The organism is Nocardioides marinus (assembly GCF_013408145.1).
GTDB lineage: Bacteria > Actinomycetota > Actinomycetes > Propionibacteriales > Nocardioidaceae > Nocardioides > Nocardioides marinus.
Genome location: NZ_JACBZI010000001.1, coordinates 471,067 through 488,057, shown reverse-complemented (window position 1 = coordinate 488,057; position 16,991 = coordinate 471,067). Strand labels below are relative to the sequence as shown.

General features: G+C 72.6%; 22 protein-coding genes. 12 read left to right on the top strand and 10 right to left on the bottom strand.

Annotated elements, in window-relative coordinates:
• Positions 1-21: 21 nt before the first annotated feature.
• From BKA05_RS02465 to BKA05_RS02445, 5 genes are read left to right on the top strand one after another with little or no spacing between them, the layout of a single operon-like run.
• Entirely contained in the window at positions 22-234 is a 213-nt protein-coding gene (locus BKA05_RS02465; RefSeq protein ID WP_179530010.1) for an antitoxin, read from the top strand.
• Complete coding sequence (locus tag BKA05_RS02460) at positions 231-401, top strand: hypothetical protein (RefSeq protein WP_179530009.1); 171 nt, start codon at positions 231-233, stop codon at positions 399-401. The genes BKA05_RS02465 and BKA05_RS02460 overlap by 4 nt, the downstream gene beginning before the upstream one ends.
• Complete coding sequence (locus BKA05_RS02455) at positions 398-877, top strand: NUDIX domain-containing protein (RefSeq protein ID WP_343045484.1); 480 nt, start codon at positions 398-400, stop codon at positions 875-877. Before BKA05_RS02460 ends, BKA05_RS02455 begins: the two co-directional genes overlap by 4 nt.
• A gap of 49 nt (positions 878-926) precedes the next feature.
• Complete coding sequence (locus tag BKA05_RS02450; protein WP_179530008.1) at positions 927-1,196, top strand: hypothetical protein; 270 nt, start codon at positions 927-929, stop codon at positions 1,194-1,196.
• On the top strand, positions 1,193-1,495 hold the full coding sequence (locus BKA05_RS02445) for a hypothetical protein (protein ID WP_179530007.1): 303 nt from the start codon (positions 1,193-1,195) through the stop codon (positions 1,493-1,495). Before BKA05_RS02450 ends, BKA05_RS02445 begins: the two co-directional genes overlap by 4 nt.
• Positions 1,496-1,542: 47 nt before the next feature.
• On the opposite strand, the gene BKA05_RS02440 is transcribed toward BKA05_RS02445, so the two are convergent.
• From BKA05_RS02440 to miaB, 3 genes are all read right to left on the bottom strand, one after another.
• Positions 1,543-2,433 carry a DUF559 domain-containing protein gene (locus BKA05_RS02440; protein ID WP_179530006.1) on the bottom strand — a complete coding sequence of 297 codons (891 nt, stop codon included), beginning with the start codon at positions 2,431-2,433 and terminating at the stop codon, positions 1,543-1,545.
• A gap of 144 nt (positions 2,434-2,577) precedes the next feature.
• Positions 2,578-3,303 carry a Type 1 glutamine amidotransferase-like domain-containing protein gene (locus BKA05_RS02435; protein WP_179530005.1) on the bottom strand — a complete coding sequence of 242 codons (726 nt, stop codon included), beginning with the start codon at positions 3,301-3,303 and terminating at the stop codon, positions 2,578-2,580.
• A gap of 27 nt (positions 3,304-3,330) precedes the next feature.
• Positions 3,331-4,806, bottom strand: coding sequence for a tRNA (N6-isopentenyl adenosine(37)-C2)-methylthiotransferase MiaB (gene miaB, locus BKA05_RS02430; protein ID WP_179530004.1), 1,476 nt, complete (start codon positions 4,804-4,806; stop codon positions 3,331-3,333).
• Positions 4,807-4,873: 67 nt separating this feature from the next.
• Here miaB and BKA05_RS02425 point away from each other — a divergent pair, with 67 nt between their 5' ends.
• The 6 genes from BKA05_RS02425 (at position 4,874) to BKA05_RS02400 (ending at position 10,411) form a co-directional block, all read left to right on the top strand.
• Positions 4,874-6,394 carry a CehA/McbA family metallohydrolase gene (locus BKA05_RS02425; protein WP_179530003.1) on the top strand — a complete coding sequence of 507 codons (1,521 nt, stop codon included), beginning with the start codon at positions 4,874-4,876 and terminating at the stop codon, positions 6,392-6,394.
• Between the two features lie 71 nt (positions 6,395-6,465).
• On the top strand, positions 6,466-7,239 hold the full coding sequence (locus BKA05_RS02420) for an amino acid ABC transporter ATP-binding protein (protein WP_179530002.1): 774 nt from the start codon (positions 6,466-6,468) through the stop codon (positions 7,237-7,239).
• A 101-nt stretch (positions 7,240-7,340) separates the two neighbouring features.
• Entirely contained in the window at positions 7,341-8,216 is an 876-nt protein-coding gene (locus BKA05_RS02415; RefSeq protein ID WP_179530001.1) for a glutamate ABC transporter substrate-binding protein, read from the top strand.
• Positions 8,217-8,313: 97 nt separating this feature from the next.
• Positions 8,314-8,964 (top strand): ABC transporter permease subunit, encoded by a 651-nt coding sequence (locus BKA05_RS02410; RefSeq protein ID WP_179530000.1) that lies wholly within the window; start codon positions 8,314-8,316, stop codon positions 8,962-8,964.
• Entirely contained in the window at positions 8,961-9,878 is a 918-nt protein-coding gene (locus tag BKA05_RS02405) for an amino acid ABC transporter permease (RefSeq protein WP_179529999.1), read from the top strand. Before BKA05_RS02410 ends, BKA05_RS02405 begins: the two co-directional genes overlap by 4 nt.
• Before the next feature lie 5 nt (positions 9,879-9,883).
• On the top strand, positions 9,884-10,411 hold the full coding sequence (locus BKA05_RS02400) for a hypothetical protein (RefSeq protein WP_179529998.1): 528 nt from the start codon (positions 9,884-9,886) through the stop codon (positions 10,409-10,411).
• On the opposite strand, the gene BKA05_RS02395 is transcribed toward BKA05_RS02400, so the two are convergent.
• The 5 genes from BKA05_RS02395 to BKA05_RS02375 all read right to left on the bottom strand — a co-directional run bounded on the left by BKA05_RS02395 (position 10,408) and on the right by BKA05_RS02375 (position 13,541).
• Positions 10,408-10,896, bottom strand: a complete 489-nt coding sequence (locus tag BKA05_RS02395) for a hotdog fold domain-containing protein (protein WP_179529997.1) — start codon at positions 10,894-10,896, stop codon at positions 10,408-10,410. The two genes, BKA05_RS02400 and BKA05_RS02395, sit on opposite strands and share 4 nt — an antisense overlap.
• Positions 10,897-10,982: 86 nt before the next feature.
• On the bottom strand, positions 10,983-11,243 hold the full coding sequence (locus BKA05_RS02390) for a metal-sensitive transcriptional regulator (RefSeq protein WP_179529996.1): 261 nt from the start codon (positions 11,241-11,243) through the stop codon (positions 10,983-10,985).
• Positions 11,244-11,394: 151 nt separating this feature from the next.
• Entirely contained in the window at positions 11,395-11,772 is a 378-nt protein-coding gene (locus tag BKA05_RS02385) for a VOC family protein (protein WP_179532931.1), read from the bottom strand.
• A complete protein-coding gene (locus tag BKA05_RS02380; RefSeq protein ID WP_179529995.1) occupies positions 11,772-12,572 on the bottom strand; it encodes a methyltransferase domain-containing protein in 801 nt (266 codons plus the stop codon). Before BKA05_RS02380 ends, BKA05_RS02385 begins: the two co-directional genes overlap by 1 nt.
• Before the next feature lie 60 nt (positions 12,573-12,632).
• Positions 12,633-13,541, bottom strand: a complete 909-nt coding sequence (locus BKA05_RS02375) for an alpha/beta fold hydrolase (protein ID WP_179529994.1) — start codon at positions 13,539-13,541, stop codon at positions 12,633-12,635.
• 71 nt (positions 13,542-13,612) lie between these two features.
• Between BKA05_RS02375 and BKA05_RS02370 the strand changes: the two genes are divergently transcribed.
• Positions 13,613-14,101 (top strand): MarR family winged helix-turn-helix transcriptional regulator, encoded by a 489-nt coding sequence (locus BKA05_RS02370; RefSeq protein WP_179529993.1) that lies wholly within the window; start codon positions 13,613-13,615, stop codon positions 14,099-14,101.
• 77 nt (positions 14,102-14,178) lie between these two features.
• Here the strand turns inward: BKA05_RS02370 and BKA05_RS02365 are convergent, their stop codons facing one another.
• Positions 14,179-15,021 (bottom strand): patatin-like phospholipase family protein, encoded by an 843-nt coding sequence (locus BKA05_RS02365; RefSeq protein WP_179529992.1) that lies wholly within the window; start codon positions 15,019-15,021, stop codon positions 14,179-14,181.
• Positions 15,022-15,173: 152 nt separating this feature from the next.
• Positions 15,174-16,988: an ATP-binding cassette domain-containing protein gene (locus BKA05_RS02360; protein WP_179529991.1), complete on the bottom strand. Its 1,815-nt coding sequence runs from the start codon at positions 16,986-16,988 to the stop codon at positions 15,174-15,176.
• Positions 16,989-16,991 lie beyond the last annotated feature (3 nt).

Below are 16,991 nucleotides of genomic sequence, written 5' to 3'. Positions count from 1 at the left end.
TCCCGAGCACCGGAGGTGGCCATGGGCTTCCTGGACAAGGCGAAGAAGCAGCTGAGCGACGCGGTCGACCAGCACGGCGACAAGATCGGCGACGGCCTCGACAAGGTCGCCGCCGAGGCCGACAAGCGCACCGGCGGCAAGCACACCGACAAGATCGAGAAGGGCGTCGCCAAGGCCAAGGACGGCCTCGACAAGCTCGACGGCCGCAACGACGACATCCCGGACGACAAGTGACCGCGCCGATCCCCGAGGAGCGCGACGGCGAGCCGCTGCCCACGCAGGGCACCCCGCCCGGCGAGCACGACTCCGACCTGCCCGACGGCTCGCCCGCCCCGGACTCCCCCGTGGAGGAGGAGCAGGAGCGCAACGCCAAGACCACCGAGGACCAGCCCAGCCAGTGACCGGCATCGAGGACAGGTTCGTCGTCGTGCCGGCCGCCTACGTGCTGCTGCTACGAGGTGAGGGGCCCGGGACCGAGGTCCTGCTCCAGCTCCGGCAGGGGGTCGACTTCATGGACGGCCACTGGGCCTCCGGCGCAGCCGGGCACGTGGAACGTGGCGAGACGGCGTACGACGCGGCGAGGCGGGAGGCGCGCGAGGAGCTCGGCATCGGGGGGCTGGAGCTGGAGTTCCTCACCACGATGCAGCGCACCGCCGGCGGCGAGCCGATCGACGAGCGCGTCGACTTCTTCTTCAGCTCGCGCAGCTGGACCGGCGAACCGCGGGTGACCGAGCCGGAGAAGTCCGGCGGCATCCGCTGGGTGCGCCTGGACGACCTCGACTCGCTGCCCGGACCGGTGGTTCCCCACGAGCGGGTGGTGCTGGACGGCCTCAGGACGGGCAGCCTGGGGGCGTACTCGACGCACGGCTTCGACTGATCCCAGGGACCGGTCGACGCCTACGGTCCGACGACGCAGGAGGGACGACATGAGCGAGCAGGAGAACGCGGAGACCGAGGACGACCTCGGTCCCATGCCCGAGCCGGAGGCCGAGACGCCCCAGCTCCACCCGGGCGGCACCGACGCGCTCCTCGACCGGGTCGAGGACCCCCAGGTGCCCGACCTCGCCGCCGAGGACAACCCGGCCACCGAGGCCAGCCCCACCGAGACCCGCGAGGGCGAGGACACCAGCACCAAGGCGACCCGCAACGAGGAGGACGCCGGCGACGGCAACCACCCCGAGGAGTCGCCGGCATGAGCGACGAGCGACGCATCGACCCCGCCACCGGCCGCGAGCCCGACGACCCGCGGCACTCCAACGACGAGCTCGCCGGCGACATGGGTGTCAGCAGCGAGCGCGAGGGCCCCACCGGCCCGGGCCAGCACGGCACCGACGGGGTGCGCTACACCGGGCCCACCGACACACCCGGCGACGCCCCGCCCGAGCAGTCGGCCGGCGGCGAGGAGACCAACCCCGACGACGACCGTCCGCCGAAGTCGGGCTTCCCCAGCCAGCACCCGCGCTCGGACGAGAAGCGCTACGAGCCCGGTCACTGACGGCCGCTGCGTAGCCGGACGGACCCAACGGGCCGGCGCGGGGTGCCTCACGCGGCGCGGCAGCCCACGCAGAGCTGGTCGGTCCGTGCGGCGACGACCGCCTCCAGGACGGCCCTGACCCGCTCGGGGTGGAACATGACCTCCTCCCACGAGAACCTCAGCACCACCCAGCCCGCGGCCACCAGGGCGTTGTAGCGGTTGGCGTCGCGGTGCAGCGCCGCGCGGTCGCCGTGCCACGCGAAGGAGTCGGCCTCCAGGACCACCTTGAGCCGAGCATCGGTGAGGTCGGGCCGGCCCAGCAGGTGCGGGTCCCGGATGGTGACCTGCGGCTCCACCTCCAGTCCCTCGACCTCCAGGCAGATCACCCGGAGGGCGGACTCGAACGGGTTGGCCGCCCGCCCGTCGGCGGCGGCCGCCACCCGCCGCGCGCGTGCCGCTCCCGGTCCCCGCGCATCACGCGCGAGCGCCAGCAGCCGGGCGGGAGGAAAGCCCTCACGCAGGGCCGAGTCGGCCACGGCGAGCGCCTCGGGGAAAGGGAGTGTGCGCAGGCAGTCGGCCAGCGTGCGGTCGGGGCTGGTGCGGTCACCGTCGACGTCGTCCGGCCCGAGGTCCACCCAGCGCAGCGCCAAGCGTCGCTGAGCGGCCGCAGCCACCTTGCGCTTGCGCGGGACGCAGACCTCCACGCGCGGTGGGCTCGTCAGGACGGCCCACCCGCGAGCGAGTGCCGCGGAGCGCAGGCAGAGGACACCGGACACCGAGGCCGCCTCCGCGCGCGCAGCATCGACCTCAGGTGAGGTGTAGTGCCGGCCGACCACCACGAGCTCCTCCGACGCGAGCGCCGCATCCACTGCTCGGCGCCCACAGGCGCGGATCAGTGCAGCGCGTCTCGCGACGCCGCCGAGCTCGGCAAGCGCCTCGCTCACCGAGGCCTGATCCATCCGGCAAGGGTGGCGCAGATCGGCCGAGGGCGGCCCTCGCTCTCCACAGGCCGTACGGAAACAGGCACAAGGGGCGCGTTTGCCCTGCTGCTCAGCCTGACGGACCTGGCCGCCTCGTCGTTGTGCCTGTTCTCGTACGACCGCTCAGAGGCGGATGACGTCCAGCTCGGTCTCGACGACCCGGTCGCCGTCGCGCTCGACGAGGTAGGCGCCGGCGCGGGCACGCTCGGTATAGGCGCCGACCATCTCGGTGCCGCGGTAGAGCAGTCCGGCGCCGTCGTCGGTGGCGTAGCCGGTGGGCAGGGTGCCGTCGGCCACGAGCGACTGGAAGAGCGGGCGGCGCTGCTCCTCGGAGTCGTAGTGGACACCGTTGGAGTAGGGCAGCAGGCCCAGACCGTTCGTGATCGGGCGCAGCGTCGGGCCGAAGGAGTCGGTGGTGCCGCCGACGTGCCAGCAGATGGAGCCCGCCGAGACCCCGGTCAGCACCACGCCTGCCTCCCACGCGGCGCGCATCGCCTCGTCGACGCCGTGCAGCCGCCACATGGCCAGCAGCCCGGCGACCGAGCCTCCCCAGACCCACACGACGTCCTGCTCGAGCAGGTGGGCGGTGATGTCCTCGACGTTGGGCATGGTGAACAGCTGCAGGTGGCTGCCCTGGAAGCCGCGGGCCTGGGCGGCGGCGTAGAAGTCGCGCACCAGGGTGGGCGAGTCGCCGCAGGCGGTGCCGACGAAGCACACCTTCGGTGCGCGTCCTTCCACACCGGACAGGTCGACCGCGAGGTCGGTCAGCGGGCCGACGCCCCAGCTGATCCGGTCGGCGGCGACGACGCCACCGGAGGTGGCCAGGATGGTGGGCTGATCGGCGGGCACGCCGGGGACTCTACGTACGCAGACCGCTCAGCGGCAGGCGGGTGCGTCCGGGAGCGGCGCCGGGACGCCGACCGACGGCATGCCGAGGCCGACGCCGGTCTGCTGGGGGCCGTTGACCCGGGCCTCCCAGGCGTCGCCGGAGCGGGTACGACGCACCGACAGCACCCGGTCGGCCACCAGGTGGTGCGGCGCGGCGTAGGTGATCTCGACCGTGACCATGTCACCGGGACGCACCGGCTCGTCGGGCGCGGCGAAGTGGACCAGCCGGTTGTCGGGCGCGCGCCCGGACAGTCGCTGGGTCTCGGTGTCCTTGCGGCCCTCGCCCTCGGCGACCATCAGCTCGACGGTCCGGCCGACGAGCTGCTTGTTCTCCTCCCAGGCGATCTCGTTGACGAGGTCGACGAGGCGGCCGTACCGGTCCTTGACGACCTCGGGCGAGACCTGGTCGGGGAGCTCGGCGGCGGGGGTGCCGGGACGCTTGGAGTACTGGAAGGTGAAGGCGCTGGCGAACCGCGACTCCCGCACCACCCGCAACGTCTCGAGGAAGTCCTCCTCGGTCTCGCCGGGGAAGCCGACGATGATGTCGGTGGTGATCGCGGCGTGCGGGATCTGCTCGCGCACGCGCTCGAGGATGCCGAGGTACTTCGCCGAGCGGTAGGAGCGGCGCATGTCCTTGAGCACCTTGTCCGAACCGGACTGCAACGGCATGTGCAGGCTCGGCATCACGTTGGGCGTCTCGGCCATCGCGTCGATGACGTCGTCGGTGAACTCGGCCGGGTGCGGGCTGGTGAAGCGGACCCGCTCGAGCCCCTCGATCTCCCCGCAGGCGCGCAGCAGCTTGGAGAAGGCCTGCCGGTCGCCGAACTCCACGCCGTAGGCGTTGACGTTCTGGCCCAGCAGCGTGATCTCGGAGACGCCCTCGGCGACCAGCGCCTCGATCTCGGCGAGGATCTCGCCGGGGCGGCGGTCCTTCTCCTTGCCGCGCAAGGCCGGGACGATGCAGAAGGTGCAGGTGTTGTTGCAGCCCACCGACACGGAGACCCACGCGGCGTAGGCCGACTCGCGCTTGGTCGGCAGCGTCGAGGGGAAGACGTCGAGGCTCTCCAGGATCTCGACCTGGGCCTCCTGCTGCACCCGGGCACGCTCCAGCAGCACCGGCAGCGAGCCGATGTTGTGGGTGCCGAAGACGACGTCCACGTACGGCGCCTTGCGGGTGATCGTGTCGCGGTCCTTCTGGGCCAGGCAGCCGCCGACGGCGATCTGCATGCCGGGGTGCTCGGCCTTGACCGGCGCGAGGTGGCCGAGGTTGCCGTAGAGCTTGTTGTCGGCGTTCTCGCGGACCGCGCAGGTGTTGAACACGACGACGTCGGCCTGCTCGCCGGCGGGGACGCGTGCGTAGCCCGCGTCCTCCAGCAGCCCGGAGAGGCGCTCGGAGTCGTGGACGTTCATCTGGCACCCGTAGGTCTTGACCTCGTAGGTGCGGGGCTGCGCGACGGTGCTCATGACAGTCCCCAAGGGTACGGCGGGTGGCCCGGGCGTCCCGAATCCCGCTCTGCCTCGTTGGACCCGCGTGTGCACCTGTCACCTGACCCGTCGAGGTCTCCTGGCCGGCACCACCGGCGTGGTGACCACCGCCGCCGTGGCGCGCTTCGAGCCGGCGGCGGCCGGGCAGAGCCGCACCGAGACCTTCACCGGCACCTTCACCGGGGTCGACACCCCGGACTGGCACTACCTGCCGGTCGAGGTGCCCCGCGGGGTGCGCGAGATCGAGGTGTCCTACGCCTACGAGAAGACCGACACCGGCCTCGGCTTCAGCGCCAACGTGATCGACATCGGCATCTTCGACCCGAGCGGGCACGACCTCGGTGACGCGAGCGGGTTCCGCGGCTGGTCGGGCGGCGCACGGGACCGGTTCCGGATCAGTCGCCGCCGCGCGACCCCCGGCTACCTGCCCGGCCCGATCACCCCGGGCACCTGGCACGTGGCCCTCGGCCCGTTCGCGGTGGTGCCGCCGGGCGTGGACTACGAGGTGAGCGTGACGCTGCACTTCGGCCGGGACCGCGGGCGCTTCGTCCCGAAGCCGGCACCGCGACGCGTCAGGGGCACCGGACCCGGCTGGTACCGCGGCGACTGCCACCTGCACACCGTCCACTCCGACGGCCGGCACACCCAGCGCTCGCTGCTCGCCCTGGCCCGCGAGGCCGGCCTGGACTTCCTCGGCTCCACCGAGCACAACACCTCCTCGGCCCAGCTGACCTGGGGGCGGCACGTCCCCGACGACTTCCTGGTCATCCCCGGTGAGGAGGTCACCACCCGGGCGGGCCACTGGCTGGCGCTCGGGCTCCCGGCCGGCACCTGGATCGACTGGCGCTACCGCCCCGAGGACGACGCCCTCACCACCTTCACCGAGCGGGTCCGCGGGGTCGGCGGGATGGCGGTCACGGCGCACCCCTTCGCCCCCGGCCCGGGCTCCACGTGGGGCTTCGACCCGACGTACGCCGCGATGGACGCCGTCGAGATCTGGAACGGGCCCTGGACCCTCGACGACCAGGTGGCGGTCGCGGCCTGGCACGCCCTGCTGGTCGCCGGGGGCTACGTGCCGGTCATGGGCAACAGCGACTCCCACCACGAGGGCCAGGCCGTCGGCCTGCCCCAGACGGTCGTGCGCGCGTCGTCCCTGTCGACGCCGGCGGTCCTGCGGGGGCTGCGCGGCGGCCACTCCTGGATCGCCGAGTCCAGCGCGGTCGACCTCACGCTCGAGGCCAGACTCGGCGACCGGACCGCCGGCTGCGGGGACGCGCTGGACGCGGCTCCGACCGACCTCGTCGACGTACGACTGACCGTCACCGGCGCCCCCGGCTGCCTGGCCCAGGTGCTCGGTCCGGTGGCCCCGCTGGCGGGCGCGACGACCGACTCCGACGGTGCCGCCGAGGTCTCCGTGCAGGTGCCGGCGGCACTGGCGCCCTTCGTCCGCGCCGAGGTACGACGCCTCGACGGCGCGCCCGTCCTCAACCCGCTCGAGGGCGTGCCGGGGCTGGCGATGGTCGCGATGACCAACCCGGTCTTCCTGGGCTCCGCCCCAGGATCGTGACCTGATCGGGACCCCGTCCCACGCTCCTGGGCGTGGCAGCCCGGGCGGAGGTGTGGCTAGGGTGCTGGACCATGACGCAGTCCGATTCGGCGGGCACCGCGGCCGCCGGTGAGCCCCTCGTCGTCCTCGACCACGTGGACAAGTGGTTCGGCGACCTCCACGTCCTGCAGGACATCGAGCTCTCGATCGCGCGCGGCGAGGTCGTCGTCGTGATCGGGCCCTCGGGGTCGGGCAAGTCCACGCTGTGCCGTGCGATCAACCGGCTCGAGACCATCGACAAGGGCTCGATCAGCCTCGACGGCCAGCCGCTCCCGGCGGAGGGCAAGGAGCTGGCGAAGCTGCGTGCCGAGGTCGGCATGGTCTTCCAGAGCTTCAACCTCTTCGCCCACAAGACGATCCTCGAGAACGTCACGCTCGGCCCCATGAAGGTGCGCGGGGTGAAGAAGGCCGACGCCGAGAAGCGCGGCATGGAGCTGCTGGACCGGGTCGGCATCGCCCACCAGGCGCAGAAGTACCCCGCCCAGCTCTCCGGCGGCCAGCAGCAGCGCGTCGCCATCGCCCGGGCGCTCGCGATGGACCCGAAGGTGATGCTCTTCGACGAGCCGACCTCCGCGCTGGACCCCGAGATGATCAAGGAGGTCCTCGACGTGATGGTCGACCTCGCCAAGCAGGGCATGACGATGGTCGTGGTCACCCACGAGATGGGCTTCGCCCGCACCGCCGCCGACCGGGTGGTCTTCATGGCCGACGGCGCGATCGTCGAGGAGAACACCCCCGAGGAGTTCTTCACCAACCCGCAGTCCGACCGCGCCAAGGACTTCCTCGGCAAGATCCTCAAGCACTGACCCTCCGTCTGAACAGCAGGACCGCCGGCACCACCGGTGGGCACGACACGCACCACCTGGCTCGACACCTCGTCGACTCGGAGAACGAAAGGGAGAGAAGGATGCGCATCAAGAAGCTCGGGGCCGCCGCGGCGGCCCTCGTCCTGGCCGGGAGCCTGGCCGCCTGTGGCGGCGGGGACGACGAGGTCGAGGTCGCTTCCGAGACCGACTTCGAGGCCGGCACCACCATGGCCGAGATCGCCGACCGGGGCACCGTCACCGTCGGCACCAAGTTCGACCAGCCCGGCTTCGGCCTCCTCGGGCTCGAGGACGTCCCCGAGGGCTTCGACGTCGAGGTCGCCAAGATCATCGCCGGCGCCATGGGCATCGCCGAGGAGGACATCGAGTGGGTCCAGGCCACCTCCGACATCCGTGAGCAGGTCGTCGAGGACGGCGACGTCGACTTCGTGGTCGCGACGTACACCATCAACGACGAGCGCAAGCAGCGCATCACCTTCGCCGGGCCCTACTACGAGGCCGGCCAGCAGCTGATGGTCGCCTCGGACAACGACAGCATCGAGGGCCCCGAGGACATCGCGGACAACCCCGACATGAAGGTCTGCTCGGTCACCGGGTCGACGCCCTCGGAGCAGATCCGCGAGTACCTCGCCGACGACGACCAGCTGGTGCTCTTCGACATCTACGACAAGTGCGCCGACGCCCTGAGCAACGGCCAGGTCGACATCGTCACCACCGACAACGTCATCCTGCTCGGCTTCGTGTCGAAGTCCGAGGGCGAGTTCAAGCTGGTGGGCGAGCAGTTCACCGAGGAGCCCTACGGCATCGGCATCACCAAGGGCGACGTCGAGTTCTGCGAGTTCATCAACGAGACGCTCGCGGAGAACGAGGACGCCTACCTCGCCGCCTGGGACCGCACCGCCGGTGAGGTCGAGGGCACCGAGAAGCCCGAGCTCCCCGAGGCAGACGCCTGCGCGTGAGCGCGACACCCCGCGTGAGGGGGGCGGGGGCGTCGACAGGCGCCCCCGCCCCCGCACCGGGGCCCACCTCCCAGTCGGCAGCGAGTAGGAGCAGCACGTGTCACCGGTGATCGACAACCTCGACCTCTACTGGTCGGGGTTCCTCACGTCGCTGGAGTTCATCGTCTACAGCCTCATCGGCTCGATGATCCTCGGCACCGTCATCGCGGCCTTCCGGGTCTCGCCCATCGCCGCCCTGCGCAGCTTCGGGTCGGCCTACGTCACCGTGGTGCGCAACTGCCCCTTGACGATCGTGCTGTTCTTCATGGCCTTCGGCCTCCCTGAGCTCGGCATCAACCGCAGCTACTTCTTCTTCGGCATCGCCGGGCTGGTCATCTACACCTCGGCGTTCGTGTGCGAGGCGCTGCGCTCGGGCATCAACTCGGTCTCCGCCGGGCAGGCCGAGGCCGCCCGTGCGATCGGGCTGACCTTCACCCAGACCATGCGCGAGGTCGTGCTCCCGCAGGCCTTCCGCTCCGCGATCCCGCCCCTGGGCAGCGTGCAGATCGCGATGTTCAAGAACTCCGCGGTCGCCGGCGCCTTCGGCATCGGCGGCGACCTTTACAGCGTGGGCAAGACCCTCACCAGCGCCCGCGGCTTCGAGTACATCCCCGTCCTCACCGGCGTCGCGATCGGCTACCTCATCATCACCCTGAGCGCGGGCCTGGCCCTCGGTCTCCTCGAGCGGAAGGTGGCGATCGCCCGATGAGCGACCAGAGCGTCCTCTACGACGTCCCCGGCCCCCGCGCCGTACGCCGCCAGCGCATCGGCACCGCCGCCGCCCTCGTCCTCATCGCGGGGCTCGTCGCCGTCGCGATCCAGCGCCTGGCCAGCCGCGGTCAGTTCGACTCGGACCTCTGGTCGCCCTGGGTCAACCCGAGCGACGACAGCTTCGCGCAGGTCTGGGAGCTGGTCGGTCGGGGTGCCCTGAACACCATCCTGGCCGCTGCCATGGCGATCACCCTGTCGCTCCTCGTGGGCGTGGTCCTCGGCGTCGCGCGGATGATGAGCGGCCGGATGGGTCGCATCCCCGTCGTCGGCTTCATCGAGCTCTTCCGCGGCCTGCCGGTCGTCATCACCATCGTGTTCGTGTGGCGCGCGATGGCCGAGCTCGACGTCCCGATCGACGTGCTGCCGGGCGAGCCCGCCCTGTGGTACCTCGTCATCGGCCTCACGCTCTACAACTCCGTGATCGTCGCGGAGATCCTGCGTGCCGGCGTCGCCTCGCTGCCGCGCGGACAGGGCGAGGCCGGGCGCGCGATCGGCATGACCGAGGGCCAGGTGATGCGCTCGATCCTGCTGCCCCAGGCCTTCCGCACCATGCTCCCGGCGCTGATCAGCCAGCTCGTGGTGGTCCTCAAGGACACCTCGCTGGCCGCCGTCATCGGTCTGGGCTACTTCGAGCTGCTGCGCCGCGGCAACCAGATCTCCCAGGTGCTCGACAACCCGATCCAGTCGCTGTTCATCGTCGGCGCGATCTTCGTGGTCATCAACTACGGCCTGTCCCGCCTCGCCGTGTACGTCGAGCGCCGGATGAGCACGTCGTCGTACTCCGACCCCTCCCCCGAGGTCGGCGAGGTCACCCTGGGGGCCCAGGCCCACGGCGGCGCGGGCGGGGTCTGAGCGGCGTGGATCGACTGACCTCGCGCAGCCCGGCCGCCCTTGGCCTGGCAGCGCTGGTCCTGGTCGCGGGGACCGCGGCGGTCACCGCCCGGGTGACCGGGGCGGAGGAGCCGGCCGAGGTCGAGCCGGCCACGCCGTACCTGGGGGTCCGCGACGTGTTCTGCCCCGAGTCCGGTCCGGTGGAGGAGGTCCCCCTGGACCCGCCCCGTGGAGGGTTCCTCCGCACCCACGAGGTCGACCGGGAGCCGGGGCGCGGCTCGGGCTCGGGCATCTACTGCGTCGAGCTCGACACGTTCGGGACCTCACCGCAGGCCGTGCGGGTCGAGTTCGCCGCGCCCCCGAACGGCGCGAGCTACGGCGAGTACCACGTCTTCACCTCCGACGACGGCAGTGACGAGCTGTGGCACTTCCCCGTCGAGATCGGTGTCTACGGTGGGTGCCGGCCGGTGATCGCGACGGTGGAGTTTCGCAACGGTGCCACCGGCACGGCGCGGACCCGCATCGGCACCGGCTGCGCCAAGAAGTCGGGCTAGCCCTTCTTGGGGCTGATCCAGAGGTTGATGCTGCCCTCGATGACGGTGGTGCCGTCGTCGCGCACGCCCTTCACGCGCACGGCGAGGTCGTAGCCGGCGCCGAGGTCGGCGGTCCACTGCTCGGGGTCGGTCTCGGCGACGCAGGTGATGTCGCTGGTGGCCTTGGCGGTGTAGCTGACGTCCATGCCCTTGGGGATCCAGCGCCGGTCCGCGGGGATGGTGGCCTCGGCCAGCGCGCCCATGGCGGCCTCGAGGCCGTTGCACAGCGCGATGGCGTGGACGGTGCCGATGTGGTTCTGGACCGCGCGGCGCTTGGGGATGACCAGCTCGGCGTGGTTCGGCTCGAGCACGGTGAACCGCGGGCGGATCGAGGCGAAGTAGGGGGCCTTCTGGCCGAAGACGACGCTGAAGACACGGGTGCCGACGCTGCCGCCGACCACGGGGAGGGTGCTGGCGGTGCGCCACAGGGAGAGGACCTGGCTCATGACCAGGATGCTACCGGCGGGTAACCATGTGCGCCAGGGTGTCTCGGGCCTCACGACCCGGCCGCCGGCGTACGCCGGAGCGCCGCTCAGGACAGGGAGAGGAAGTGCTTCTCGTAGGCGTCGAGGTCGGCCTCGCTGACCGCGCCCCCGCTGACCAGCGCCTGGCGCAGGTCCTGGGTGACCAGCGCGAACCCGGCACGGTCCAGCGCCTTGGAGACGGCCTTGAGCTGGTTGAGCACGTCGTCGAGCTCGCGGCCCTCCTCGATCATCCGCAGCACGCCGGCCAGCTGGCCCTGGGCGCGCTTGATGCGGTTGACGACGGGGGCGAGGTCGCGGGCGTGGTCCATGCTCGGAGGCCGATCTGTCCGTGGGTCCTGACGACCTCGTGGGTCGCCGTGGGGGTCAGGCGTGTCGACCCGCCGGGCCTCCGAGTGTGGCCATCGACGCGGTCGCGCCGTGGCAGGTCGACACCGGTAGAACGGCCAACACCCCAGGGGGTTACGGCCCCACGGTCGGCGCCAGCAGCTCGACCCGGTTCCCGTGCCCGTCCCGGGCGTGGCAGCGCTCGTGGCCGGGGAAGGTGGTCCGCTCGGTCCAGTCCACCTCGAAGCCCAGCGCCTGCAGCCGGCCGGCCGCGCGACGCAGCGCCTCGGGGTCGTCGAGGGCGAGCGCGGGGTGCGCCCGGCGGGCCGGCACGAACGGCTCCTCGACCCCCACGTGCACCTCGACCGCCTCCCCGCGGAACCACGCCCCACCGCGCCCCACCAGGGCGCTCGGCTTGGCGACCTCGGCCAGGCCGAGCCCCTCGACCCAGAACCTCCGCGCCGCGTCCTCGCCGCCCTCCGGGCAGGAGAGCTGGACGTGGTGCAGGCGCATCACGCCGGCACCCGGGCGACGACGAAGGCGCGGCGGAAGGGCAGGACCACCCGCCCCCCGCGGGGTGGGTACGCCGCCCGCAACCGCCTGCGCAGCTCGTCGGCGAACTCCTCGCGCAGCCCGGCCGGCAGGGCCTGCAGCGTCGGGCGAGCGCCGGTGCCGGAGATCCACTCGAAGACCGCGTCGGGACCCTCCAGCACGTGCAGGTAGGTGGTCTCCCAGGCGTCGACCTCGCAGCCCAGGCCGGTCAGCGCCTCCAGGTAGTCCGCCGCACCCGGCGACCACGGGGAGGCGACCTCGCGGGTGTGGGCGGCGAACGGCTCCTCGGCGGCCAGCTCGCGGCGCAGCACGTGGCTGGGCTCGTCGAAGTTCGCCGGGACGCCGATCGCCAGCGTCCCGCCCGGGGCCACCCGCGCGACCATCCGGGGCAGCAGCGACAGCGGGTCGGGGAGCCACTGGAGCGTGGCGTTGCTGACCAGGACGTCCGCCTCCTCCCCGGCCGGCGGCGCGGCCAGCCAGTCGCGGAGGTCGGCGACCTCGTAGGTCGCCCCCTCCCCCGGCTCACCGACCCGGTCGCGCGCGGCGGCGATCATCTCCGCGCTCGCGTCGACCCCGTGCAGACGGGCCTCGGGCCAGCGCCGGGCGAGCAGGGCGGTCAGGTGGCCCGGACCGCAGCCGAGGTCGACGACGCTCGCCACCGGCCGACCGGTGGGGTCGGGCACCCGGGCGAGCAGCTCGACGAACGGTCGCGTGCGCTCGTCGGCGTACGAGAGGTAGTGGGTGGGGTCCCAGACGTGCACGGCGCCTCCAAGTATCTTGACGTCAAGATACTTCCAGGGTGCGCCGACGATGTCTTGATGTCAAGAGACCTCGGCGAGGAACTCCCTGACCAGCGCACCGACCCGGTTGGGACGCTCGAGCTGGAGGAAGTGCCCGGCGCTCGGGACCACCTCGACCCGGCACGTGGGCGGCGCGAGCTCGGCCAGCCGGGTGGCGAAGCGGGAGCTCAGGCACCCGTCGCGCGCGCCGTGCAGGTGCAGCATCGGCACGCTCGGCATGCCCAGCCACGCGTCGGCGAGGTGGGCGTAGGTGTAGGGCACGCGCCCCTGCCGCGGGGCGGCGCGGTAGTAGTCGATCGCGGCACGTCGGTGCGCCCGGTCCGGCAGCGCCGCGGCGAGGAGCGCGAGGTCCTCCCCCGGGTCGTAGCCCGGGGACCAGTGGTGCCACAGCCGCGTGACGTGCCGGGTGAAGACCCGCTCCGGCAGCGCCGGCAGCTGGTGGAACAGGGTGTACCAGCTCATCAGCAGCTGCTGCACGGCCAGCCCGGCGTCCCCCACGCCGCGGGGCACCAGCGCCGGCACCGGCGGCACGGCCATGCTCACGACGGCGGCGTACGGCGACGCCTCGGCCGCCCCTACGCCGTTGGCCGTGATCGCGCCCCAGTCGTGCCCCACGAGCACCGCGCGCTCGTCGCCGCCAAGGGCGGTGTGCAGCGTGATCGCGTCGTGGCACAGCGCTGCCACGTGGTAGCTGCCGTCGGGGGCCGGCCCGCTCGGGGCGTAGCCGCGCAGGAACGGCGCGACCACCCGCCAGCCGTCCTGCGCCAGGGCGGGCCCGAGGTGGCGCCAGGTGTGGGCGGTGTCGGGGAAGCCGTGCAGCAGCACCGCCAGCGGACCGTCGTCGGGCCCCCAGGTCAGCGCCTCCACGTGCAGGCCGTGGGGCAGGTCGAGGCTCAGGGTTCCGGGTGCGGGCGTCTGCGGCGGGGGCACGGGCCGAGCCTAGGACCATCGACCGAACCCGGGATCTCTTGACGTCGAGAATCTCGATGTATCCTGGCGCGATGCGGGACGAGGTGGACGAGCTGGTGGAGGCGTGGGCGCGCGAACGCACCGACCTCGACCTGGGCCCCGTCGCCGTCTTCAGCCGGATCAGCCGGCTCTCCCGCCACCTCGACCTCGCCCGCCGGGCGGCCTTCGCCGCGCAGGGCATCGAGTCGTGGGAGTTCGACGTCCTGGCCGCGCTGAGACGGGCCGGGGCGCCCTACGAGCTCTCGCCCGGGCGGTTGCTGCGCGAGACCCTCGTGACCAGCGGGACGATGACCAACCGGGTCGACCGGCTGGTGGCGCGCGGCTACGTCGAGCGCAACCCCGATCCCGACGACCGACGCGGCGTCCTGGTCCGGCTCACGCCCGAGGGCAAGAGCGCCGTCGACAGCGCCTTCGACGCGCTGCTGGAGGCCGAGCAGATCTTCCTGGCCGACCTGCCCGAGCGCGACCGCGCCCGGCTCGCCGACCTGCTGCGCACCCTGCTCGCGCCGTTCTCCGACTGAGCCCGCCCACCGTCGAGCGGCACCCCGGTGGTCTCTCCCGCCAGGAGCGCCGGCGACGAGCGGGCGCCGAGACCCCCTCAGGCAGCCGCGGGGGTCGCCGCGCGGGCCGAGAGCGCCGCGGTGGCCGCCTCGTGGCCCATGGCGACGTGCGCGGCGGTGCGGGAGAAGTCGTGCATGCGGATGCCGAGGTCGGGAGCGGTCAGGTGGACCACCTCGACGCCGGGCAGGTCCACGCCCGGCCGGACCCGCATCGAGACCGCCAGGCTGGCCAGCAGCACGTCGATGGGGGTGCGCACCCGGCGCAGCCGGGCGGGCACGCTCGCGTCGAGGACGAACACCCGGGTCGGGGCCAGGGAGGGGGCGCCGGCCACCGGCACCAGGTCGGCGATGCCGCCGTCCACGTGGGTCTCGGGACCGTCGGGCCCGGTGAGCCGGATCGGGTCGAAGATGCTCGGCAGCGCGGTGGAGGCCATCAGCAGCGTGTGCAGGTCGCCGGCGTCGTGGTAGACCGCCTCACTGGTCTCGAGCCGGGTCGTCACCACCCGCAGCGGCGTGGGGAGGTCCTCCAGGCGCTCGTGCTGGGCCCAGGTCCGCACCAGGGTCTGCAGGCCGGAGGAGGAGTACAGCGAGGCCGGGTGCCGCACCACGTGGCCGATCCGGGTCCAGTGGCTGCCCGGGAAGACGTCACGGGTGGTGATGCCGGCCCAGTGCCGCCCCAGCTCCTCGACGCGCGCGGGCAGGTCGTCGGGCTCGGAGCCGGCGAGGAACGCCGCGTTCAGCGCACCCACCGAGGTGCCGACGTACGCCGCGGGGCGGACGCCGGCCTCGACCAGGGCCCTCATCATCCCGACCTGGACCGCGCCCCGGGAGGCACCTCCGCTGAGGACCAGCACGTCCCTCGTACCCATGAGCTCCTGCATCGCGCCTCCTCGGCCGGGACGGACCTCCGTGTCCGTCTGCCCCTCTCCGATCGGCAGGGACCTCTCTCACCTGACCCCTGAGGGGGACGGGTGGGCAGGTCTGGCCAGCAGGACGGCGCCATGGCCCGTTCGGGCTATCGCCGCGCCGAGGGCTACTCCAGGCCCTCCGCGGCCTCGAGCCACTCCATCTCGACCTCGTCCTTCTCCGCCGCGAGCTCCCCGAGCTCGGCGGAGATCCCGGCCAGCCGCTCGTGGTCGGTGGCGTGCTCCAGGACCAGCGCGTTGAGCTCGGCCTCGCGCTCGGCGATCCGCTCCAGGCGCTTGTCGAGCCGGGCCAGGGTCTTGCGCGCCGCCCGCTCCTCGGCGGAGCCGGCCTTCGCCTTCGGCGCCGCCGCAGGTGCCGAGCCGGCGTGTCCTTGCGCCGGCTCGGCGGGCGTCGAGCCGGCGGAAGGATGCGCCGGCTCGGCCTCGGCCAGGAGGGCCGCACGACGTCGGAGGTACTCCTCGATGCCCCCGGGGAGCATCGAGATCTTCCCGTCGCCCAGCAGCGCCCAGGTGGAGTCGGTGACCCGCTCGAGGAAGTAGCGGTCGTGGGAGACCACGACGAGCGTGCCGGGCCAGCCGTCGAGGAAGTCCTCCAGGACGTTGAGGGTCTCGATGTCCAGGTCGTTGGTCGGCTCGTCGAGCAGCAGCACGTTGGGCTCGTCGAGCAGCAGCTTGAGCAGCTGGAAGCGGCGCCGCTCGCCGCCGGAGAGGTCGCCGAGGCGGGCGGTGAGGCGGTCGCCGGTGAAGCCGAAGCGCTCCAGCAGCGACGTCGCCGTCAGCTCCTTGCCGTCGAGGGTCTTGGAGACCCGACGGATCTGCTCGACCGTGGCCAGCACCCGGGCCTCGGGGTCGACCTCGTCGATGGCCTGGGTCAGGTGCGCCAGGCGGACCGTACGGCCCTGCTTCACCCGTCCGGCGTGCGGCAGGACGGCTCCGGAGACGAGGTTGAGCACGGAGGTCTTGCCGGCGCCGTTCACACCCACGATCCCGACCCGGTCACCGGGTCCGAGCCGCCAGGTGGCGTGCGAGAGCAGCCGTCGCTCCCCCCGCACGAGGTCGACGTCCTCGAGGTCGATGACGTCCTTGCCCAGCCGTTGGGTGGCGAAGCGCTCCAGCTCGAGCCGGTCGCGCGGTGGCGGGACGTCGGCGATGAGGGCGTTGGCGGCGTCGATGCGGAACTTCGGCTTCGAGGTGCGCGCCGGCGGGCCGCGCCGCAGCCAGGCCAGCTCCTTGCGCACGAGGTTCTGCCGCCGGATCTCCGAGGCCGACGCCTGCCGCTGGCGCTCGGCCTTGGCGAGCATGAACGCGGCGTACCCGCCCTCGTAGACGTCGACCTGGCCGTCGTGGACCTCCCAGGTCCACTGGCACACCTCGTCGAGGAACCACCGGTCGTGGGTCACGACGACGAGCGCCTGGTCGCGGGTGCGCAGGTGGTCGGCCAGCCACGCCACGGCCTCGACGTCGAGGTGGTTGGTGGGCTCGTCGAGGACCATCAGGTCGTGGTCGCCGAGCAGCAGCGCGGCCAGCGAGCAGCGGCGCCGCTCCCCGCCCGAGAGGCCGACGACCGCCCGGTCCAGGGGGATGCCGGCGAGCAGCTCCTCGACGACCTCGCGGGTGCGGCTCTGCGCCGCCCACTCGTGGTCGGCCATCCCACCGAGCACCGCCTCGCGGACGCTGTGGGAGTCGACGAGCTCGTCGCCCTGGTGGAGGTAGCCGACCAGCAGCCCGCGGCGACGCGAGACCCGCCCGGTGTCGGGCTCCTCGAGGCCGGTCATGACCTCCAGCAGCGTCGTCTTGCCGTCGCCGTTGCGCCCGACGATCCCGATCCGGTCGCCCTCACCGACACCGAGGGAGACCTCCGAGAGCAGCGGGCGCACTCCGTAGGACTTCGAGACCAGCTCGAGGTTCAGCAGGTTCGACACGGG